At 51.6% G+C, this 22,232-nt stretch carries 18 protein-coding genes and 1 tRNA gene; 11 read left to right on the top strand and 8 right to left on the bottom strand.

Features of this window, described 5'->3' with window-relative positions; translation table 11 throughout:
• Positions 1–94 precede the first annotated feature (94 nt).
• Entirely contained in the window at positions 95–979 is an 885-nt protein-coding gene (locus tag PRIO_RS01455) for an Rpn family recombination-promoting nuclease/putative transposase (RefSeq protein ID WP_046506292.1), read from the top strand.
• A 202-nt stretch (positions 980–1,181) separates the two neighbouring features.
• Here PRIO_RS01455 and PRIO_RS01450 read toward each other — a convergent pair whose 3' ends face one another.
• Together PRIO_RS01450 and PRIO_RS01445 are read right to left on the bottom strand one after the other, a co-directional pair.
• Positions 1,182–2,030, bottom strand: coding sequence for a TIGR03915 family putative DNA repair protein (locus PRIO_RS01450; protein WP_020427551.1), 849 nt, complete (start codon positions 2,028–2,030; stop codon positions 1,182–1,184).
• Positions 2,030–3,349 (bottom strand): putative DNA modification/repair radical SAM protein, encoded by a 1,320-nt coding sequence (locus tag PRIO_RS01445; protein WP_020427552.1) that lies wholly within the window; start codon positions 3,347–3,349, stop codon positions 2,030–2,032. The genes PRIO_RS01450 and PRIO_RS01445 overlap by 1 nt, the downstream gene beginning before the upstream one ends.
• A 187-nt stretch (positions 3,350–3,536) precedes the next feature.
• On the opposite strand from PRIO_RS01445, the gene PRIO_RS01440 reads away from it, so the two are divergent.
• The 4 genes from PRIO_RS01440 (at position 3,537) to PRIO_RS01425 (ending at position 9,154) form a co-directional block, all read left to right on the top strand.
• The gene (locus PRIO_RS01440) at positions 3,537–3,725 is read left to right on the top strand and encodes a hypothetical protein (RefSeq protein WP_020427553.1); all 189 of its coding nucleotides are present in this window, start codon (positions 3,537–3,539) and stop codon (positions 3,723–3,725) included.
• Positions 3,726–3,948: 223 nt separating this feature from the next.
• On the top strand, positions 3,949–6,738 hold the full coding sequence (locus PRIO_RS01435) for a glycoside hydrolase family 3 C-terminal domain-containing protein (RefSeq protein WP_020427554.1): 2,790 nt from the start codon (positions 3,949–3,951) through the stop codon (positions 6,736–6,738).
• Positions 6,739–6,845: 107 nt separating this feature from the next.
• Positions 6,846–7,550: a guanylate kinase gene (locus PRIO_RS01430; protein ID WP_231869802.1), complete on the top strand. Its 705-nt coding sequence runs from the start codon at positions 6,846–6,848 to the stop codon at positions 7,548–7,550.
• A 320-nt stretch (positions 7,551–7,870) separates the two neighbouring features.
• Entirely contained in the window at positions 7,871–9,154 is a 1,284-nt protein-coding gene (locus PRIO_RS01425) for a glycoside hydrolase family 18 protein (RefSeq protein ID WP_020427556.1), read from the top strand.
• Between the two features lie 85 nt (positions 9,155–9,239).
• On the opposite strand, the gene PRIO_RS01420 is transcribed toward PRIO_RS01425, so the two are convergent.
• Complete coding sequence (locus tag PRIO_RS01420; RefSeq protein ID WP_020427557.1) at positions 9,240–9,647, bottom strand: LSm family protein; 408 nt, start codon at positions 9,645–9,647, stop codon at positions 9,240–9,242.
• A gap of 196 nt (positions 9,648–9,843) precedes the next feature.
• On the opposite strand from PRIO_RS01420, the gene PRIO_RS01415 reads away from it, so the two are divergent.
• Entirely contained in the window at positions 9,844–10,749 is a 906-nt protein-coding gene (locus PRIO_RS01415; RefSeq protein WP_020427558.1) for an AraC family transcriptional regulator, read from the top strand.
• An 83-nt stretch (positions 10,750–10,832) separates the two neighbouring features.
• Here the strand turns inward: PRIO_RS01415 and PRIO_RS33615 are convergent, their stop codons facing one another.
• Entirely contained in the window at positions 10,833–12,608 is a 1,776-nt protein-coding gene (locus PRIO_RS33615) for a helix-turn-helix domain-containing protein (protein WP_020427559.1), read from the bottom strand.
• Positions 12,609–12,805: 197 nt separating this feature from the next.
• On the opposite strand from PRIO_RS33615, the gene PRIO_RS01405 reads away from it, so the two are divergent.
• Positions 12,806–12,889 (top strand) — tRNA-Leu (locus tag PRIO_RS01405).
• Between the two features lie 291 nt (positions 12,890–13,180).
• On the top strand, positions 13,181–14,572 hold the full coding sequence (locus PRIO_RS01400) for an MATE family efflux transporter (RefSeq protein ID WP_020427560.1): 1,392 nt from the start codon (positions 13,181–13,183) through the stop codon (positions 14,570–14,572).
• 18 nt (positions 14,573–14,590) lie between these two features.
• Here the strand turns inward: PRIO_RS01400 and PRIO_RS01395 are convergent, their stop codons facing one another.
• Positions 14,591–15,796 (bottom strand): MFS transporter, encoded by a 1,206-nt coding sequence (locus PRIO_RS01395; protein ID WP_020427561.1) that lies wholly within the window; start codon positions 15,794–15,796, stop codon positions 14,591–14,593.
• Positions 15,797–16,078: 282 nt separating this feature from the next.
• On the opposite strand from PRIO_RS01395, the gene PRIO_RS01390 reads away from it, so the two are divergent.
• Positions 16,079–16,618 carry a PadR family transcriptional regulator gene (locus PRIO_RS01390; protein WP_020427562.1) on the top strand — a complete coding sequence of 180 codons (540 nt, stop codon included), beginning with the start codon at positions 16,079–16,081 and terminating at the stop codon, positions 16,616–16,618.
• A gap of 91 nt (positions 16,619–16,709) precedes the next feature.
• Here PRIO_RS01390 and PRIO_RS01385 read toward each other — a convergent pair whose 3' ends face one another.
• Positions 16,710–17,996 carry a Gfo/Idh/MocA family oxidoreductase gene (locus tag PRIO_RS01385; RefSeq protein ID WP_020427563.1) on the bottom strand — a complete coding sequence of 429 codons (1,287 nt, stop codon included), beginning with the start codon at positions 17,994–17,996 and terminating at the stop codon, positions 16,710–16,712.
• Between the two features lie 174 nt (positions 17,997–18,170).
• Between PRIO_RS01385 and PRIO_RS01380 the strand changes: the two genes are divergently transcribed.
• Positions 18,171–18,938 (top strand): helix-turn-helix transcriptional regulator, encoded by a 768-nt coding sequence (locus PRIO_RS01380; RefSeq protein WP_046506288.1) that lies wholly within the window; start codon positions 18,171–18,173, stop codon positions 18,936–18,938.
• A 61-nt stretch (positions 18,939–18,999) separates the two neighbouring features.
• On the top strand, positions 19,000–19,425 hold the full coding sequence (locus PRIO_RS01375) for a MaoC family dehydratase (protein ID WP_020427565.1): 426 nt from the start codon (positions 19,000–19,002) through the stop codon (positions 19,423–19,425).
• 169 nt (positions 19,426–19,594) lie between these two features.
• Here the strand turns inward: PRIO_RS01375 and PRIO_RS01370 are convergent, their stop codons facing one another.
• The gene (locus PRIO_RS01370) at positions 19,595–20,839 is read right to left on the bottom strand and encodes a SpoVR family protein (RefSeq protein WP_046500912.1); all 1,245 of its coding nucleotides are present in this window, start codon (positions 20,837–20,839) and stop codon (positions 19,595–19,597) included.
• Between the two features lie 73 nt (positions 20,840–20,912).
• On the bottom strand, positions 20,913–22,145 hold the full coding sequence (gene yhbH / locus PRIO_RS01365) for a sporulation protein YhbH (protein ID WP_020427568.1): 1,233 nt from the start codon (positions 22,143–22,145) through the stop codon (positions 20,913–20,915).
• Positions 22,146–22,232: the final 87 nt, after the last annotated feature.

Here is a 22,232-nt window from a genome sequence, read left to right as displayed (position 1 = left end):
TTGTTTATGTCTGTGGCAACTTGTATGTAAAGGTCTGTCAGTGTATACAATGAATCTAGGAAGAATGATATAATTGCTGTATAAGATTGGAGTGATGACGGTGGAATTACTCGACGCACGGAACGACTTTATTTTTAAACGAATATTTGGCAGTGAGAATAATAAGGATGTCCTGCTGGCTTTTCTAAACAGTACGTTTATGGAAGCTGGGGAGTCCCCGCTTACTGAAATCACAATAATGAATCCATATACAGACAAAGATACTCCTGCAGAAAAACAGTCAATTCTAGATATTAAGGCTAAAACTGCGGAAGGCAAACGTATTAACATCGAGATGCAGTTGTTTAATCCCTATAATATGGAGAAACGTACTCTTTTTTATTGGAGTGAAATGTACTACCACCAGATTCAAAAGGGAGACAATTACAGCCAGTTGAAGAAGTGTGTAACGATCAATATTCTAAATTACTCTTGTTTGCCTAATGATCGCTATCATAACGTTTTTCACCTTCGTGAGGATCAGACTGGAATTTCTTTGATCGATGATTTGGAGATTCATGTTATGGAGCTAACGAAGTTGGAAGAACAGGCTGTTCCGGTTGCAGGTGGTTTAGTGAATTGGCTGCTGTTCTTGAAGGGTGTTGAACAACCCAATTGGGAGGTGTTGACCTTGAATGAACCGATGTTGAAAAAGGCAATGGACACACTGGAGTTCCTGAGTCAGGATGCCGCTACACGTATGGAATACGAAGCCCGGATGAAATATCTGCGTGATGAGGTTTCACGGATGGAAGGGGCTAAGTCAGAGGGTAGAGCAGAAGGTAGAGCAGAAGGTAGAGCAGAAGGTGCGCGAAAGAAGGCGGAGGATATGGCTCTTGAACTCCTAACCCTCGGAGTGGAGATTTCGGTTATCGTTAAAGCCTCGGGGCTTTCGGAACAGGAAATTCAAAGCTTGAGGTCGCAAACGGGGAGACACTAACCTTGAATGAACCGATGTTGAAAAAGGCGATGGGAAACGATGTGGACTTTGTAGTTCAGCTCACCGAATTACCGGAACAGGAAGTTAAGGCGTTAAGTAAAGAGATCAAGCCAAATAAAATATCCTTTAGTTTAAAGCGAAGCCTCCTGGATTTACGGGAGCTTCGCTTTTTTAGCTGTTATTTTTGTAGAAAAAAGGATTTCTACTGTGAGTTATCAACTTCCCCATGTTCCAGCCGTGGGGCACCTTCTTCCAGCTTCTTGCTGCTGCCTGTTGGCTTGCTGCCATTTGCTGCTGTTGTGCTGCCCTTCATCTCCGTAAGGTGCTTCCAGTACCGCTTGGGCATCAGCGAGGACCGCAGCCGGTCGTTCTTGCGCTCGCGGATGCCGATGGCGTTATAGAACCCCTTCCATAGGCGGCGGTATTCTTCCTCCGCAGCATCCGGCTCCGGCGGTATCCATTCCTCGAGCGGAATAATGGCCTGCTGTCCGGGCTGGTGGATAAGGGCCACGCGGTGGGTTTTGTCGTAAATCATGAAGCTTTCGCCGTAGTAGCGGTCGCAGAAATGATCCTGAATGACGGGCAGTACGAATCCCTTGGGCTCAATGACCGCCGCCATAACCGGACCGTACACGGAAAAGCGCACAAAACCCAGGTACAGATGTGCCTCCCGCCGAAGCTGCTGAACCGCCTTATGCAGGGTATTCACCGTATCGTCAGCAAGCATGTTCATTACCTTGCGGCCATGGGTGAAGCCAAGGTATAGAAAATTTAGCAGCAGCAGCTCCTTGTCCGGCGTGCATGACCAGAATCCCAGGCGCACGAGTTCCTCTGCCTCAGGGCAGATGCGCAGCGGGAGCGATTTCAGCACCCGGTCTGCTCTGCTGCTGTCGGTAGCAATCCATTTCGATTCCAGCAGCAGTCCTTGTTCTTCCCCGTCCGAATGGATGGCAAGCGGGGTTTCCTTCCATTGATAGCTCTCGAACACGCAGCACAGCAGGCCTTCAAAGCTGCCGTCATAAGTATAGGCCAACGCAGCCGGCTTAAACATTAAGGCCAGTCTCCTCTCTTATGCACCGCGGCCCCTGCCGCCGGCAATGCTGCCAGATCGGAGTCGTCGAAGAGGGTAAGCTGCTCGTACTGCGGCGGCTCTAACGCAGCAAGCTCCTGTCCGGACATCAGTGAACGCAGCAGAGTGTGTTCACTTACCTTCAGGCCCTCCAGCATTTTTCCTTTGCAGGTAATGAAAAATTGTGCGCGTTTGAGTACCACGCCAAGCTTCTTCAGGGCTGCGAAATCCAGTGCCCCGGCCCGGCGCGCCTTAACAATCCGCTGTGCGCTCCTTACACCGATTCCAGGCACCCGCAGCAGCTGTTCATACGCAGCACGGTTGATTTCAACCGGGAATTGTTCCCGGTGGTTCACCGCCCAGCTGCATTTGGGGTCCAGCAGGGGATTAAAGTTAGGCGCAGCTTCATCCAGCAACTCCCCCGCCTGAAAGCCGTAGAAGCGCAGCAGCCAATCGGCCTGATAGAGGCGGTGCTCCCGCAGGAGCGGCGGTTTGGTGTCTAGAGCGGGTAGGAGAGAATGCTCCACAACAGGGGTATAGGCAGAGAAAAAAACGCGCTTCAAGCCATACTTCCGGTAGAGCCCTTCGGTGAGGGTCAGGATACGGAAGTCCGTGTCAGGCGTAGCCCCTACAATCATCTGGGTGCTCTGGCCGGCGGGAGCGAAGCGGGGGGCGTGGTTATATTTGACGAGATCCGAGCGGTTCTCGTTAATCTTTTCCTTAATCAGGGACATAGGCTTCAGAATAGAGCTCTTACTTTTGTCGGGAGCCAGCCGGCCGAGGCTTTCCTGGGAAGGCAGCTCGATATTGACGCTCATGCGGTCAGCCAGCAAGCCAAGTCTGGACAGCAGCACATCATCTGCGCCGGGAATCGCCTTCACATGGATATAACCCCGGAAGTGGTAAGTGTTCCTCAGGAGCTCAAGAGCGGCAATCATTTGCTCGGTTGTATAATCGGGACTCCGCATAATCCCGGAGCTAAGAAACAGGCCTTCTATGTAATTGCGGCGGTAAAATTGCATGGTCAGATCTGCGAGTTCCTCCGGTGTCAATGCAGCCCGGCGTGTCTGGTTCGATTTACGGTTCACACAATAAGCGCAGTCGTATATGCAGCCGTTGGTCATCAGCACCTTAAGCAGTGAAATGCAGCGCCCATCTGCAGCAAAGCTGTGGCAAATCCCCATGCTGACCGCATTGCCCAGGCCGCCGGCCTGGTTTTTACGCTCGGAGCCGCTGGAGGTGCAGGCGACATCATATTTGGCCGAAGCCGTTAAAATTTCCAGTTTCTCCATCATATCCATACAGAATCCCCCTCATATTGGGAATTATATACCGAACATGTGTTCCTGTCAAAGGTAGATGGAGTGGATGATGCCGGGCTTTTTTGCGAAAATGTATGCGCATTCCTTCTTATGCTATAATAGCAACTAATAGCTAGGAGAAAAAATGATTAGTTGTCATAAATAATAGATTGGGAGTGTTAAGGGGATGAGAGGGTATAATATTTGGCGTCCGTTGATGCTGATTATGGTTGCGCTGCTTACGAGAACTTTGGTGAATAGCGTATGTCTCATGTTTGGGATGTCGCCGGATTCAGCTAGCAGTGTTGCGATGATCGGGATGATTATTGCCGCGCTGGTGATGTATAACCGGATGATGAAGCAGAGGAGGAAATAAAAAAATCTGGTCCGCAGCAGCGGTCAGATTTCCGGCAGCGGCAGTAGTAATAGCTTATTTGATATATTTAAATGGTCATACCGCCCCTTTGATTCTTGAAAGGGGATTCTTTATAGTAGTAGATATGCACGGGTTCGGGAAATCTTAGAAATTTCGGAAGGGACAAGCCCCTTTCTAAAGAACCTGCACTGGATAGGGAAATGACAATCAGGAGGAAACGAAATTGACTACACAGAATTTAGGAGTTCCATTAGAGGGTTTTGCAGAATTCAGCCGGACTGTAGGTGCAGAAGGCGCGGTGCTGCTGAGCAATGAAGGCCAGGTGCTTCCGCTGCGGAACGGGGAAACCGTTTCGGTGTTTGGCAGAACCCAGGTGAATTATTACCGCAGCGGCACAGGTTCGGGCGGGAGTGTGCGTGTCTCCTACACAACCAACCTGCTGGATGGGCTGCGCAGCAAAAAGAACCTAGCTGTCAACGAAGAGCTGGCGGCGGTCTATGAGAAGTGGATTGAGCACAATCCTTTTGACAACGGCGGCGGAGCCTGGGCGGCAGAGCCGTGGCACCAGAAGGAAATGCCTCTGACCGATGAGCTGGTAGCCCAGGCCAGAAGCAAGTCGGATAAGGCGATTATTATCATCGGACGCACAGCAGGGGAAGATCAGGATAATGCCGATGCGCCGGGAAGCTACCAGTTAACCGCGGACGAGCAGACGATGCTGAAGCAGGTAACGGCTTATTTTGAGCAGACCATCGTCGTGCTGAATGTGTCGAATATTATGGATATGAGCTGGCTGAACGATACCAGCTATGCGCATCCTATTCCTTGTGTGCTTTACTCCTGGCACGGCGGGATGGAGGGGGGCAATGCCATTGCCGACGTGCTGTCCGGGGAAGTGACGCCAAGCGGTAAATTAACCGATACCATCGCGCATTCCATCAACGATTATCCTTCAACTGCAAATTACGGCAATGAGTTCAAAAACTTCTATCAGGAAGATATCTATGTAGGCTACCGTTATTTTGAAACCTTCTGTCCGGAAAAAGTTCACTTCGAGTTCGGCTACGGGATATCTTATACCACCTTCAATATCGAGCCGGAAGAAGCCAGGCTGGTCAGCCGGGACGGTAAAAAATATGCTGAAATCGCGGTGAACGTAACCAATACAGGAACCGTTTATGCCGGGAAAGAGGTTGTCCAGGTCTATTACGAAGCACCGCAAGGCAAGCTGGGACAACCGGCCAAAGTGCTGGCGGCATTCGGCAAAACGGGGGTCCTCCAGCCGGGTGAGTCGCAGCGCCTCCTTGTGAGCTTCCCGGTTCATTCGATGGCCTCTTATGATGATGCCGGTGTGACCGGGCATCCTTCTGCTTATGTGCTGGAAGCGGGGACCTATCGTATTTATGCGGGAAGCAGCATCAAGAAACTGGCGGAAGTGCAGGTAGAGGGACGCAGCGGTTATGTGCTGGAAGCTCTGGAGGTGGTCGAACAGCTGCAGGAAGCGCTGGCGCCAACCGAAAGCTTTATGCGGATGAAGCCGGGCGCCCGGAAGGAAGACGGTTCCTATGAACTGCTCTATGTTGACGTACCGACGCGCAAGGTTTCGCTGAAAGAGCGGATTGAGCAGAATCTGCCCGCAACGCTTGAACAGACCGGCAATCAAGGTTATACCTTAAGAGATGTGCATGATGGAAAAGTAGACATGACCACCTTCATCGCCCAACTGAGCGACCAGGATCTGGCAGTCATCGTCAGAGGGGAAGGGATGAGCAGTCCGCTGGTTACACCGGGGACGGCTTCCGCTTTTGGCGGAGTCAGCGACCAATTGTTCAACTACGGCATTCCGGTAGCTTGTACGGCAGACGGCCCTTCGGGGATCCGGATGGACAGCGGACACAAGGCGACTCAGGTTCCAATCGGTACACTGCTTGCAGCCACCTGGAATGCAGAGCTGGTTGAAGAGCTGTATGTCATGGAAGGCCGGGAACTGGTCAGAAACGGTGTGGACACTTTGCTCGGACCGGGACTGAATATCCGCCGCAGTCCGCTTAATGGACGCAACTTTGAGTATTTTTCGGAGGACCCGCTGATTTCCGGAGTATTTGCAGCAGCGTGCACGCGCGGGATTATGAAAGGCGGCTCGAATGCCACCCTCAAGCACTTTGCCTGCAACAACCAGGAGAAGCACCGCAGCAAGGTGGATGCTATCGTATCTGAACGCGCGGTCCGTGAGATTTATCTGAAGGGCTTTGAGATTGCGGTAAAAGAGGGCGGCGCGAACTCGGTCATGACCTCCTATAATCCGGTTAACGGACATTGGGCTGCTTCGAACTATGACCTGAACACTACGATTCTTCGCGGCGAATGGGGGTTTCAGGGCATTGTGATGACCGACTGGTGGGCTATTATGAATGATGTTGTGGATGGAGGTCCCGCAGACCGCAAGAACACGAACTGGATGGTCCGTGCGCAAAATGACCTGTACATGGTGGTAAGCAACTATGGCTCCGAAGTCAACGCCTATGATGACAATACCCTGGACTCGCTGGACAATGGCACGCTGACCCGGGGCGAACTTCAGCGCTCTGCCATGAATATCTGCCGGTTCATCATGAATGCGCCGGTATTCTCAAGACCGCATGTGAGTGAGGAAACCGTCGAGAGCTTCAAGGCGAATCCCGCCCTTTCGGCTGAGCAGGCACAGTCGCTGGCCGGGAATGCACAGGTGAAGCCTGCCCCAGCCGGAACGACCGTTATCAAAGTGGAACAAGCGGGCGAGTACCGGATGATCGTAGGCATCATGAGCACCGAAACGGAATTGGCACAAAGTGCATGCAATGTGACCTTGAACGGTCAGATGCTGGCCACTATTCAGACGAACGGTACGGACGGCAGATGGATCAGACAGAAGCTGGTGAAGTTCCGGCTGGAAGCGGGCCTGTATGAAATGAAACTGGATTTCGTAAAGCCGGGCCTGCAGATCGACTGGATTGAATTCAAAGAGTTAAGATAATCAGCATGGATAAAAAGACGGCCGCGCTCTTACAGTGCGGCCGTCTTTATTTTTGGAGCCGGAGGGATTTGGGGATATTTGTCGAATTAGCTAGGTATAGCTTGCATGTGAAGGAGGTGAATCCCGGTGCCGCTGGTGAATTCTCCGGCAGGCATACGGGAGAGGCAATGTGGAACTGGCTGAGAACATCCAAAGCATCGGTGGCCAAGCTGGAGAATGTGGACCAGCATGCAGAGACGCCGGCAGAAACCTTCGGTCCCAAAATCATTATCATAACCGGAACAAGCGGTGCAGGGCGGAAGCGCACGGCCAAACAGCTTAGTGCCGCTCTTGGAATCCCCTATGTCATCCCCTATACTACACGTGCGATTCGTTCTCAAGAGCGGGACGGGGAGCATTATCATTTCATCTCTGAGGGTGACTTTCAGGCAATGGCCGATAAGCATGCGTTCATCCAGTCCGTCCATTTGGAGCGTGGGCGCTATGGCATTGCAGAGCTTGAGCTCGTGAAAGGGCTTGAACAGCATAATGCTGTCATTATTGTGGTGAATCATGAAGGCGCCCGGGCATTCCGGGAAAAATACGGCGAGAATGCCTTGCGGGTTTTTATATACGTGACGAAGAAGGATATCCAGCTGCGGCTGGAACGGGAAGCAGCTCCGTTTGATCTGATAGATGAATACTTGGGAAATTATACGGAGCAAGTAGTCTATAAAAGGGAAGCGGAGTTTTTAATTCAAAATATGGACCCGGAAGTCACGGTCCAGAGAATCAAGGAGTTTGTGGAAGCGAGAATATCGAGGCAGACGTAGAGTGCAGCAACCATATATAGACTGGAATGAAGGCACCCTTGAGGGGGTGTCTTCTTGCCGTTTATGGAGTGGCAGGAGAGAAAAGCTATGTTTAGAGCGGAAACAACGGCGGGCCAGGGCGGCTCCGGCCTGTCTTAGGCTGGATGTACCCATCTGCAGACAACGGGAATAGTGTGTATGTGTAGACCGCCCCTTGAAGAGGGGCGGTTTTTTTGGGGAGAGGGCCGTATGGTCTGGTCACTCGGCCCTAGCCGCATACCCTCCCGTTCAGCCGAATAAAATGTAATACGGTTATTCAAGGATTCGGAGAGGGTGGTACTATGCAAATTCATGTTGTGCAAGCAGGCCAATCGCTGTACGGCATCGCACAGGCCTATGGGGTAAACGCAGATGAGATTAGTGAAGCGAATAAGCTGTCCGCACCCGGCAGACTGGTGGTTGGACAAACGCTGGTGATTCCTATAACAGGTATGTATTACTGGGTCCAGCCAGGGGACAGCTTGTATACTATCGCCCGCAGGTTTGGTGTAGGCATGAGTGATTTGGCTGCAAGCAACCAGTTGTCGTTGAATCAGCCATTGCAGATAGGGTTTCGCTTATATATTCCGCCTGGACCGAAGCGGAAGGCCGAAATCAACGCCTACATAGAGCCAAGAGGGGAAGTGTCCCAAAGCCTGCAGAATGCTGCCGCAGAAGCTGCACCACATCTCACCTATCTGGCTCCTTTCAGTTTCCGGGTGCAGCGGGACGGCTCGCTTGAGGCGCCGCCTCTAGATGATCTGGTTTCGACTGCCGCACAACACCGCGTGACCATGATGATGGTCGTCACCAACCTGGAGAATGCCCGGTTCAGCTCCGGGCTGGGGCGGATCATTTTAAATGACCAGGCTGTTCAGAGCCGTTTGCTGGAAAACATCATCAGCACCGCGAAGAAGCTGGGCTTCCGGGACATCCACTTTGACTTTGAATTTCTCCGTCCGGAGGACCGCGAGGCGTATAATGCTTTTCTGCGCAAAGCAGCGGACCGGATTCATCAGGAGGGGTTCCTGCTGTCAACCGCTCTGGCCCCTAAGACCAGCAGGACCCAGACAGGTGCCTGGTACACTGCCCACGATTATAAGGTGCATGGCGAGGTCGCTGATTTTGTGATCATTATGACGTATGAGTGGGGGTATAGCGGAGGGCCGCCGATGCCGGTCTCGCCGATCGGACCTGTACGCAAGGTACTGGAATATGCCTTGAGTGAAATGCCGGGCTCCAAAATCATGATGGGACAGAACCTCTACGGCTATGACTGGACGTTGCCTTATGTTGCGGGCGGACCCTATGCCAAGGCAATAAGTCCCCAGGCGGCGATTGATCTGGCCAGAACCAGGAACGCTGCGATCCAGTACGACTATAAGGATCAGGCGCCGCATTTTGACTATACCGACGATGCCGGCAAGCCCCACAAGGTCTGGTTCGAGGATGCCCGGTCGATTCAGGCCAAATTCACGCTGCTGAAGGAGCTGGGCCTCCGGGGAATCAGCTACTGGAAGCTGGGGCTTCCATTTCCGCAGAACTGGCTGCTGATTGAGGATAACTTTCAGGTGGTCAAAAGATAAGCGGACCGGTTCATAGTTACAGACCCAGACCAAAAAGACACCTGCAGGGGTGTCTTTTGTGTTTTTGTTCATCTGGGCTACAAGCTTATCCGCCGGTTCCCATAAGCCCCTTCAGACCGTTAAAAAAGGGCCGGATGGTTTTGATCATACCGTAGCCCATCTTCATCACCGGCATCGCCTTTTGGATAAATCCCAGGAAGCGCAAGCCGCCGCTAAGCCCCGACGCTAAGCCTCCGCCTGCACCTGCTCCCGAACCTCCCAAGAGTGAACCGAGAAGCGGCATGAACGAGGAAACTTCAGCTTTTTGCTTACGGTTGGACGGTTTCCTGCCGGATTTCCGGGCTGTAGTTGTATAGGGTCTGGAGAGAATCAGCGCTTCCTTTTCCACCCCGGTGATATAACCTACATACGAACGTCCGTCATGAAGTGTAATGCAGACTGGCCGGCCCTTCAGCGCCTTGGCCCGCTTGCGGATCTTAGTTGGCTGTCCCATTTGCTATTCACCTCGTTGTACTATTTACTCCTATATTACTCAGGGAATGAGGTGCGGCTTGTGCGAATGGGAAAATTTTTTAGGGGGAAGGGGAGGAGAGGCCCTGTATAGAATTAAGGGCTAAAGCATTGCAATTCAAGTCAAAACTGCAACAGCCGGCTCTGCTAAGATCAATAGAGAAAGGAGGGAACACGACATGTACGAATGGAATGAGATGGTTCAGCTCATGGTGGATTGGGTCGACAGGGATCTTGCCACAGTGCCTTCGCTTCTGAAAATGTCAGAGCAGCTTGGCTACTCGCCATATTACTGCACGAAGCAGTTTCACTCGCTGACCGGGATGACGCTGCGGGACTACATCTGGCAGCGGAGAATCAGCCGCGCCGCTCTCGAACTGCGGGACACGGATGCCCGGATTCTGGACATTGCCTTGAAGTTCGGCTTTTCGTCACAGGAAGCGTTCTCACGGGCGTTTGTGAAAGCTTTTAAGATTTCGCCTCATGCTTACCGGAAGGCACCCAGGCCCATTCCGCTCGCGATTCGCCCGGAAGTGTTCTCCCCTTATCACTATCTAATCAAGGAGCGGGATAAGATGAGACAGGTGCATTTGCAGGAAGCGGAAATCAAGGTCGAGTTCATACCGGCCCATAAGTTCATTGGGATCTGGGATGCGGAGGTGAACAATTACGGCCAGTTCTGGGAGCACGGTCATGATTGTGACGAGGTGCCGGGAACGCTGGAAAGTATGTCCCATCATACGCTGCCCGGACAAATTGGCCAAACGGCGGGCTGGTTCTACCAGAACGGACGAAAAGGGTACCTGTATGGAATCCCTGTGGCGGCTGACTATAACGGGGAGATCCCGGAGGGAATGGAGGTCAGGGATATCCCTGAATCTGAGTATCTGGTCTTCTTCCACCCGCCGTTCGATTATCTGAAGGACAACGGAAAAGTGATGCAGACCGTGGAGCAGGTGGCCTGGAATTACAATCCGGAAAGCATGGGCTATCAGTGGGATGAGGATACTAAGCAGGATTATCAGCGTCATTTTCCGGAGGGATACGGGTATGCGGTGCTGCGGCCGGTGAAGAAGCTGGGGTAGGGTGCAGAGCCCATCAGGAAGTATTGCTTGAAAAAAAGAGAAGCGCTCCTGCGCTTCTCTTTAATTACCCTACATTTTTTCGGCTAATGTTGCAAGACTGCCTGTGTAAGCGCCTCTCCCCGAAGCTCCAAGGCTGCAACTGTCTGAAGCAGTTTGGCTTGCTGTTCCCGCTGTCCTCGGGTCCATAACTGTCTGGAAATGTCCGAATTAACGGAAGCCGGGTCAGTCATGCAATTATAATATCCTGCAAGTAACGCAGCGATCTGTGCGTATAATTCCGCCAGTTCGGACAGAGCTGTATATCCAGGACGGTTCCCCAGCAGCGGTAGAGATTCTTGCAGATAAGCCGCAGCGCTTCTTCGGGCATCGGTCAATCCCATCATGCAGAAGTGGTTCACCCCCAGCCTGCGCGCAAAGTCCTTGTCGCTTGCGTTCTTATACCAGGCATCATCCAAAAGCCCATCCTGCCAGACCTCAAAAGCCCTGTAACCAAGGCTGTAGTCTCCATTCCCGGCGGTATTCATCGAATCCACCCTAAAACTGAGCGAAGCATACAGATTATCCAATGCTGACGGGATATGCTCCTGGTTGCCTATACGAACAAGCATGTAAGGCCAATTGTCCACGTTCAGATAACCCTTGCTGACTTTCATGTATTCCAGAAACTCCGGATCATTGCGAAGCTTCTCAAAGGTTTCATCGTCAAAATAACTGCGGCACAGCAGAGTGCCGCCACCATCCAAATAGCCGGTGATCACTCCCCACTCGGGGGCGACCCGCAGGTTGATGGCTATAGGAAGCTGATGATTGCGGATGCTCTCCAAGATGTTGTGCTTTTCCAATTTGCGCTCCTCGGGATTCAGATTGTTGGCCCAAATGGCGGTTAGCCCATAGGCGTTAAACGCCGGATCGGAGTAGTTATAGGCCACAAGTGCATCGGTCGAGCTGTAGTCCCACATAGCTGTAAAAGCAATTCTCCAGCACGCTCCAGACACTCCCATAATCTGCTCATAGGTGGTATCCACTCCTCTTGCTGTCAGTGCCAGAAGAAGAGCCCCAGCCCAGGAGCAGTCCATTTCTCTGCCAAAGCCCAGCCGGCCTACCCCCTCTACAATGAAATGCTCATGGGGAGATTCTGTTCGGAAGAGCCGAGTCCGATCTGGAGTATAGTGAATCTGTTCACCTTCCGCGCAGCTTACCGCATGAATGCCCTCCTCATTCAAATATAGGAGCAGCAGATAATCGTTACCCTTATTGTCGATCAGACTTGGAAAAAGCTTATGACTGGCGGTGAGCTGTTTCCATTGAAAAAACTCATAATGTTTTATTTTGTTTAATACATTGCGGTTTGCCTGTTCATTGCCATAGGCGGCGAATATGATATCAAGCTCGCTTGGGCTGGAAGCATAGCCTGTGGAATGAAGATCAATGGTAAGCGGATCGTCATTAAGCACATAAGTGGCATAGACTCCAGAAGGAGTCTCATATTTCAGGAGCAGCAGCTTTAGGCGATCGCTCTTAATGGACTCTGGAAAAGTTGACTTATTGACTACAAGATTCAATCTGTTGCCGACAATAAGCTGATTCACAAAATGGGTGACATCATATGCCGCCTGACCATCGGTATAAACTGCGCTAAGAACGACCAGCTTCTGGGGCAGCAATATGCTGTCTATAGAGTGGCCCAATAAGCTGGACAATAGTGGAAGACTGGAGGTTTCAGGCAATGATTTACCGGTTTCCCATTTGGAAACCGCCTGGGCGCTGACATTTAACTGTTCCGCCAGTTGTTCCTGTGACATGTGTTTTTCTTTCCGGAGTCTGGCAATCCGCTTGCCCACTTGTTCGCTGTTGATCATATTACATCTCCCAAGATTCAATTCGACGTCGTAAGTCCATTATAATTTCATCCTCTTGAAAAAACAGGGATTAAAAGTTGGGTAGACGTATAAAGAAGCAACCACAGGTTGAACCAGGAATTCATGATCTTTATAAAAACACTTGCCCTCAATCCGAAATCATGATATATTACTTCTTGCGTTGCATTTCTTAATTTGCGGTCGTGGCGGAATTGGCAGACGCGCACGGTTCAGGTCCGTGTGGTAGCAATACCGTGGAGGTTCGAGTCCTCTCGACCGCATCATAACAAAGAAAGCTTCTGTACTGCTCATCCGGGCGGTGCAGAAGCTTTTTTTCGGTTCAATAAGACAGCACCGTTGAAGCTGTACGGGAGGAGGCCTGCTGCTTGCGGAAGCCGGAGGGAGATATGCCGCTTAGCTTATAAAATACCCTGTTAAACTGGGAGTCGCTGTTGAATCCGCGTTGCCCGGCGATCACGGAAATCTTGAGCCAAAAATATGATTCGCCTTGACTTATGCAGCTCATATGTTAGAATAGCGAGGCCCAAATTCTAATATAAAGAAGTGAAACTATGCTAGAGCCAAAGGTGAATGTGAAGCAGGGCCGCCTGTTTCTCGACAAGTATTTTTCCGGAGAATCCATTGACTACCGTCAAATCATATCGTTATTTCTTCCTATATTAGTAGACCAGGCCTTTGTGGTAGGGCTGAACGTCGTGAATACAGCGATGATCAGCTCTTCCGGAGTGGCGGCGATCAGTGCGGTGAATATGATAGATTCGCTGAATATTTTTCTGATCAGTGTGTTTATTGCCGTGTCAACAGGAGGTACGGTTGTAGTAGCGCAATACAAAGGCAGCGGAAACGAGCTAATGGTCTCCAAAGCCGCTGCAGGAGCCGTATCCTCCGTGTCGCTGATGGCCTTTGCCATCGGCTTGTTTGGCATTGTGTTCCACGGCCCCCTGCTGCATTTGCTGTTCGGCGCGGCTTCGCCGGAGGTCATGTCGAACGCCCGCACGTATCTGATCGGGAGCAGCCTGTCCTATCTGGGGATTGCTGTGATGGAGGCAGTATGCGGCGCGCTGCGCGGCATCGGACGGACCCGGGTCTCGCTCGTACTCTCACTGATTATGAACTTTTCGTATGTGCTGCTGAACTTTGTGTTCATCAACGGCTTGCATATGGGGGTGTTCGGGATGACCATTGCGATCAATGCCTCCCGGTATCTGGCGGCGGTCTGCTCGCTGATCTACCTGTTCCGGCTGGATAGCAGCCTGCGGGTGAAGATCCGGGACCTGCTGGCCCTCAACTGGACCATGATCAAAAGAATCATGTTCATCGGCCTGCCGTTTGCGGCGGAGCAGATGTTCTTCAACGGCGGCAAGATTCTGACGCAAATCTTCATTGTCAGCCTCGGCACCTATGCGATTGCCACGAATGCAATCTCTTCCTCACTCGCCGGGGTGATGCAGATTCCGGCCAATGCGTTGTCGCTGACCCTGATTACCGTTGTCGGCCAATGTATGGGCAGCCGGAATACGAAGGATGCGCGCAAATTCGTCAAATCCTTTCTATGGCTGTCTTCCGCCTCCTTTGCACTGATGGCGCTGCTGATCTTCCCGGTATTTAATCCCCTGGTATCGCTGTTTCATCCGCCGGAGGAGATTGTCCGGGATATCTTCATTGTTTTTCTCATTAACTCTATTGCCCAGATCCCGCTGTGGTCGGTCAGCTTTATTACTCCTTCCGCGCTTAGGGCGGCGGGTGATTCCAAGTTCACCTCCGTTGTATCCATGCTGTCCATGTGGCTGTTCCGCGTTGTGCTGGGCTACATTCTCGGCATCGTGCTGAATATGGGCATCATCGGGGTATGGCTGGCCATGAACTGTGAATGGGGCGTACGCGGCTTCATTTTCCTCCGGCGTTTTCTCGGGGAGAAGTGGGTTCAGCATAAGGTTATTTAAGGCAAGGGTTAAATTCCATTACCGGTCCTGAGCTTTGCTGTTTAACCGGGTAACCTCAGTTCTTCGGAAACTTGGAAGCATGATGAACATATACAAAAGTGCGGCACAACCTACAGAGAGATAGGAAAGCTTCAGCCCGAGGGCATCGGTCAGCACGCCGCTGGTCACTGGTCCTACAATCATTCCGAACGAGTAGGCTGTGTTATAGATGGCAAAGGTAATCCCATAGGAAGGAAGTCCGCTTTGTTCTGAAATGTCTGCAAGTGCAGGAAGACAAGGCGCAAGAACCATACCCATACTGATTCCCAGCAGTACCAGAGAAGCGGCCTGCATCCACATGGAATCGGGCAGAGCGGAGAGCGGCAGACTTATGGCAACTACTGCAAGTCCGATCAGCACAGCTTTTTTATACCCAATCCTGCTGGATAACTTGCCGATCCAAGGGGTGGCGAGCGCATAGGATAATGTAGGAATAGCGAATAACATTCCGATAAAACCCGGCTCCGCGTTGAATTTCTCCTGCAAATGCAGCGGCAGGGTAGGCTCCAATACACTGGGTATAGCCGAACCAATTATAACGACACCACTGATTAGCAGCAGACTGCGGTTGCGCAGCAAACCGAAAGATGAGAGGAACGTCCCCGATTTTCTTTCAGGTAAATCACGTAACAGAAAGATTCTAAGCACTCCATCAGCTATGGCCAGAACTGCAGCAAAGAGGAAAGGAAGTTTGTAACCGCCTAACTGATACATCCAGCCCCCTAAGCTAGGCCCAAGAAGGATTCCGGCAGCCTGACCTGACAAGGCGAGCCCCATGGCTTTGCCGCGCTCTTCGGAAGGATAAAGATCGGCAAGTATGGCTAATCCGGATGTCCAGGTAATCGCTGCGGCAAGTCCCTGCAGGGCTCTTGCTGCTATAAGCATCCAATATTCTTCGGCAAATGCAAACAATAGTGTAGCTGCAGCCAATCCAAGCAATCCCCACAGCATAGGGCCGCGTCGCCCAATCCGGTCTGATAACGCTCCAAATACAGGTGTTGCGATGAACAATGCGATTGCGTAGCTCCCAAAGAGCAAGCCGATTTCGGTCTGGGAGGCCCCAAGGGCGCTTGCATATTTCGGAAGAATGGGCACCACCAGCCCATAAATCAGCATATCCAAAAAAATCGCTATCCCGACGACGAACAGAGCTGATTTTTGTTTGGTTGGGGTAATCGTGTTCATAATAAGACCTTCTTTCGCTTTGTTGGTTGAAAATGTGATTAAACTATTCCCGTCTGCCCAATTGTTACTAAATGTATAATAATAAATATAGAATACTAAACATTTAGTATTGGATTTACGATTGTATTATAGCAACTAACCCATATTGTGTAAAGTGGGGCGAATGGGCGGATCCGTAATGAATTTTCTTTACAGATGAAAAGTTCAAATATAGAATTGAATGTAACAATTAATACTATATTTTTAGTACTATGAATTTACTATTTGAGCGGAGCGAAGATCATGACAGATGTAATGGTACTTGGACTATTATTAAAATATGGATCAATGTCCGGCTATGAGATTCAACAAAAGATGATATCTGCACAAACAGATAAATGGGCATACGTGCAGCCTGCGTCTATCTACCATGCCCTAAGAAAACTGGACAAAGATGAATTAGTCCGTCTGGAAAAGCTTGAGCAAACGGGCAATCGCTCAAAAGCCATTTATTCCATCACCTCCAAGGGGAAGCATGAATTTAACAGCATGTTGATCAGCTCGTTTAAGAAAGCTTCCGTTGTTTTCCCGTCCGCTTTGTATACAGTTCTTACGTTCATGGATGAAGCGCCGAAAGAAGAGATCATTGGAGCGCTGGAGGTACAGCAGCAGGCGATCCAGACTATATACGATGAAATGAAGGCGGGACAAAAGGAAAAGGAGAAGTATTCCGAGGTTTCAAAGAATGTACTGTTGATTTTCGAGAATATGTATGAGCAATGTGAAGTGCAATTGCAATTTTTACAGAAGCTTAAGCAGGATCTATTGAGTGATTTGCTGTAGCGGTAATCTGTATGCTCCATAAAAAAAGGCGTGCTCTCCGCTCTTGGCAGGAAGGCACGTCTTTGTGTGTTTTTTTAGACCGTTTTTGTTCTTACATCTTCCAGAGGTCATCCACCTTTACCGGCTGGCCGGTACGCATGGAGCGGTTGGCCGCAATCCCGGTCATGATCGACATGGCCCCATCCTTGTGCGAGGCTGCGCGGCCAAAGCGATCCTCCTGTTTCTTGTCGAAAATGTCGCGCAGCAACACCGGATCACCGCCCCCGTGGCCGCCTGCACTGCTTTCGAACTGGACGCGGTAAGGCTCCTTGAAGTGCGGGTAGATGGTAATGTTGACCCCCTCCAATGCGCCTTCATTTTCTTTTTTGCCGCCGGAATTGACGTAGGATTGTTCAGTGATGCGAACCTCCATACGGCCTTCCGTACCGTTGAAGACGATAATGAAGCCTTCCCAAGGCATATAAGCGTTCAGCGAATAATTCATAACGGTCTTATTCTTGTATTTGACCATTACATTCATGGTATCCTCGATGCTGATATTGTCGCCGAACACACTTTGGTCGCGCTGATACCCGTCTTCATGCTCGGCATCCAGATACATGCTTTTCAGGTGCTCGTTGCGGTCCAGATGGAGCGCGAAGGGATCATTCTCGGCAGCCTTGCTGCCATAAGCACGCTGATAGAATTCGGTGATGCCTCTTTTCTCTGCATTTTCCTTGCCGTAGAACCGCAGATCACCCATAGCGAAGACCGTATCCGGCCGGGAAGCCAGCCAGAAGTTCATCAGGTCGAAGTGATGCGTCGATTTATGCACCAGCAGGCCGCCGCTGTTCCGTTTGTCCCGGTGCCATCTGCGGAAATAATCCGCTCCATGCTGGGTGTTCAGCAGCCACTCGAAATTGACGGACAGGATTTCGCCCAGCACGCCGTCCATAATAATCTCGCGGATTTTTGTGTTATGCGGTGCGTAACGGTAGTTGAAGGTTACCCGCAGGTTCTTGCCGGTGCGCTCTATGGCATCAAAAATCTGCTGGCATTTCTCCTCGTCAATGGTCATCGGCTTCTCGGAAATGACATCACAGCCCAGCTCCATGGCCCGGATAATATACTTGTGATGCGTGCGGTCAATGGTCGTTACCAGTACGAAGTCAGGCCGGGTCTCTTCAATCATCAGGTCGAAATCCTCAGCCTTGTAGGTAGGCACCTCATGGTAGCCGTACTTGTCTGTCAGCATATGGTTAGCGAAATTCATCCGCGTCTGATTGACATCACAGAAGGCTGCCAGCTCGGAGGTTTCGTTGTAAACGGTAACAAGCGCGCCGTAAAAAAACTCGGCCCGGCCGCCGGTGCCGACGATTACATATTTCTTTTTGGACAAGGGGATCACTCCATTTACTTGGATTTGATTCTATTTTATAGTATAGAAAATGCGAAAAGTGAGCATTATTTAGTCCGATATAGATCAAAGTATGCATATTTTATCCTCGGTGGGTGGTGCAGTGTGGAGCCTTTTTTTCAGGTGGAGCAGCTTAGGCGGTCCGGTAATTTCAATATGGATACCGATCATTTCCATGATTCCTATGAAATCTATTATTTGCTGTCCGGGGAGCGGCATTATTATATCCATAACCGGATTTATGCCCTGCAGGCAGGCGACTTGGTCTTCATCAACAAAAATCAGCTGCACCGTACAACCAGCCGCAACCGCTCGCGGCATGAGCGGATTCTGGTCAATTTTGACGACCTGTTCCTGGAGCCTGCGGCAGGTCTTGTGCCGGATTTGGCGGAGATGTTCCAGGGAGAGAGCTTTTTACTCCGGCCCAACGCCCATGAGCAGGGGGAGATTGCGGATCTGTTCCAGGCGATGCTACAGGAGCAGCGGGAGGAAGCGCTGTGGAGCAGGCCGTATCTGCAGACTCTACTGCTTCAACTGCTGATCCGGCTGGACCGCATCCGTAAAGCGAAGCCGGCGGTGGTGATTCCCGAGCAAAGTGAGGCGCAGCGCCGGGTCTATGGTATCATTGAATATCTGGATGCCCATTATGGCGACAAGCTGACGCTTGGAGGCATTGCCGAGCATTTTTTCATCAGCTCTACGTATTTGTGCCGGACGTTCAAGCAGACGACAGGGTTTACAGTGATCGAATATCTGAATTATGTCCGCATCCGCGAGACGAAAACCCTGCTCCGGACAACGGATTGGCCTATGACCCGGATCGCCCGGGAGACGGGGTTCGACAGCATCGCCCATTTCGGGCGGGTATTTAAGGGACTCACCGGACGTTCGCCGCTGCAATACCGGAAGCAGAACCGGGGATAGTCCCCGAGGTGTAATCCAAAGCCGGTTATCTGGCATATCAAATCAGCTAAGAGGTGTTTTAATGAAGTTTCATGAATTTTATGCCGGACAGGTGTTTACAACCAAGTCTATAACCATAACTAAAGAGAGCATTACGGGTTTTGCAGCAGAGTTTGACCCGCAGTATATGCATTTGGATGAGGAAAAGGCGAAGCAAGGGAGATTCAATGGAATTATCGCTTCAGGAATACAAACGATGGCGGTCTCCTTTAAGCTCTGGGTTGAAACCGGTAGTTATGGGGATGATATTATTGCCGGAACGGCTATGAATCATCTGAAATTTATAAAACCCGTGTATCCAGAGGATGAATTGCATACCGTTGTTGAAGTGACTGGGCTAAAAGAAAAAAAGAACGGAACAGGGAGCGTTACTGTATGGCTGTCAACGTTCAACCAGAAGGATGAGAAGGTGTTTGAAGGCGAATTAACCGTTCTGGTTAAGCAGTGAAGTATAAATTTGCAATCCATCCGTTTGTGATGGCCGCACAACAACAAAAAGGTATCCCTTTCCCCTGGCGGGTAAGGAATACCTTTTTTAGATTTGTAATCACCGGTGGCTCTCCGGGGGAGGGAGGCCCCTTTTTTCTGCTGGTCAAAAAACAATGCTGTCCAACGTATCAGGCAAGCTGCTTGCCGTCATACATATACGTTTTTTCCTTGCCGCCTACCATGGTGCGCAGGTGCACTGTCCGGCCCCACAGCCGGTGGACCATTGGCAGGGTGCGTTCGATATATTTCCGGTCCAGCTCCAGCCCCTCATAGCGGTTGTACAGCAGCAGCTCGCCCCGGCCATGCAGGTCGTCGTCTTTGACGGTGAGATAAGGGAAGCCGCCATTGGTACGCGAACGGATCAGATTATCCTTAATTTCCTCCAGGTTTGTGGCTGTGACCTTGTAGTGCTGCTGTTCCTTCTTGAATACGAAAAGATCCATCTCCTCCGCCAGCTCGCGGGTCAGATAGTTGCGGATAAAGGACACATCCGATTCGATCTCGCGGATCTCGAAGAGCGCCTGCAGCCCTTCCCGCTTCTCGATATGCCGCAGCAACATCAGACCGAGATAGTAGGGATTGATTCGTCCCGGCGAGGGCTGAATGACGCCGGAATTCATTTTGGAAAATTCAATAATCTCTGAATCGCTGAGGTCCAGCTCCCGGACGAGCTTCAGATGCCAGTAGCTGGCCCAGCCCTCATTCATAATCTTCGTCTCCATCTGCGGCCAGAAGTACAGCATTTCGGCGCGGAGCATGTAGAGAATTTCCCGCTGCCATTCTTCCAGGTAGCGGCTCTCCGCAGCGATATAGCCGATCACATCCTTGACTTCGCCGCCGATCTCCCGGAAGCCGCCCGGCCGCCCGGAGCGGGCGGAGAATGGATCGATATGCTCCTGAATGGCGATCCCCGCATCCAGGAACCGCTCCACCTCATCGGTGCCGTACTCCTGTCCGAACCGGTCAATCCGTTCGGCAAATATCGCCATCCGGTTAATCATATTGCGGTCGGTGCCGCCGAACATGGCGTTGTTCTTGAAGAAATCACTGTGCCCCAGCACGTGGGCTACAATCAGCTTGTTCTGCAGCAGCGTGTTGCTGTCGAGCAGAAAGGCGTAGCAGGGGTCGGAATTGATCACCAGCTCATAGATTTTGCTGAGCCCGTGATCATACTCGGACTTCATGCGGTGATAGGCCTTGCCGAAGCTCCAGTGCGCGAACCGGGTAGGCATGCCGTAAGCGCCGATGGAGTAGAGCACCTCGGGCGGGCACATCTGATACCGCATGGAGAAGAAGTCTAGTCCGTGTTCAAGCGCCAGCCCGGTCAGATGCTCTACAGATTCCTCCAGCTGCCCGGTTTCATTGTCGGTCATCGCGCGGTGCCTCCTTTACGATAAGTTACGTGCGAGTCGGATGAATCTTGAATCCCTGAATCCCATAACCCCTTCAGCTCGCCAGCTCCTCCCCGAAGAAGGCTTGCAGGGTCTTGAGCACATCCTCCTTCTCCTTCAGGATCGAGCGGCTGAAGGCGGGGGAGGCGATGCCGGACATCGACTCCCACAGCTGCCTGCCCCCGTATACATGCTGGCGGATCTCGCCGTAGCCGAGCATATTCACGCGCTCCAGCAGCTCTTCTGCCAGACGGACGGTAACGGGGTTGTCGCTGTCCAGATTGTCGCCGTCCGAGAAATGAAAGGCGTAGGCATTATGCTGGCCCGGTGGATAGTCGGCCTCCAGAATGCGCAGCGCCAGCTCGTATACAGAGGAGCATTTGGTGCCGCCGCTTTCGCCTTTGTGGAAGAAGGACTCTTCGTCCACCTCCTTGGCGTCGGTGCTGTGTGACAGAAACCGGATCTGCACGTTCTCATATTTGGTCCGCAGAAAGCGGGTCATCCAGAAGAAAAAACTGCGCGCCACGTATTTCTCGAAGATCCCCATGGAGCCGGAGGTATCCATCATCGCCAGTACGACAGCGGAGGATTGGGGCTTCCGGATATCCTCCCAGGTCTTATAACGCAGGTCATCGCCGGTAATCGGCCCCAGCATGGTCCCGGAGCTGACGTACTGCGGCTCCGGCGGCGGATTCCAGTCCGACCTCACCGCTGCTGCATGCGACATGTACTGCCCGCCGCCCAGCGCCTGGCGTTTGATCGCTTCGAACAAGGTGCGCCGCTTGTCGACATTCGACATCATGCCCTGCTTGCGCACATCGTCGAAGCGGATGTCCTCTATGCTCAGATCCGGCGCAGCCTTCGGTTTCAGCCGGGGCAGCTTCAGATCCTCGAACACCAGCTCGGCCAGCTCGTCAATCGTCAGCTCCGCCTCATAGTAATCCTCACCGGGCTGCTCCCCAGCTTCATGTCCGCCTTTTCCTGGTCCGTCTGCACCATCAGCTCCGGCTTGGCCGATCACATCGCCGACCTGCGTGCCGCCTTGGCCTTGTCCGACCTGCGGCTCGTTCTGATAGTTGTAGCGGAACTTGGGTTCATCCAGACTGCGGATCGGCACTTTGATGATTTTATCGCCCTGGGGCATAATAATCGACTCTTCGCTGACCAGATCGGCGAGATTATGCCGGATGGCCTCTTTTACCTTGCGCTTATGACGTTCCTGGTCAATCTCTCCCTTGCGGTGCAGTGACCAGTCGTCGCGCGCGATCATGAACAAGCGGTTGTTCATGTCGTCCACCTCCCGCTTTAACCATCAGTCGCCAGAATTCCTAATTTCTAAAATTGTGGGATGAATGGTAACAGTCTTTCTTATCTA

Source organism: Paenibacillus riograndensis SBR5 (genome assembly GCF_000981585.1).
GTDB classification, from domain to species: Bacteria; Bacillota; Bacilli; order Paenibacillales; family Paenibacillaceae; genus Paenibacillus_AQ; species Paenibacillus_AQ riograndensis.
This window is presented reverse-complemented; position numbering and strand designations above follow the sequence as displayed.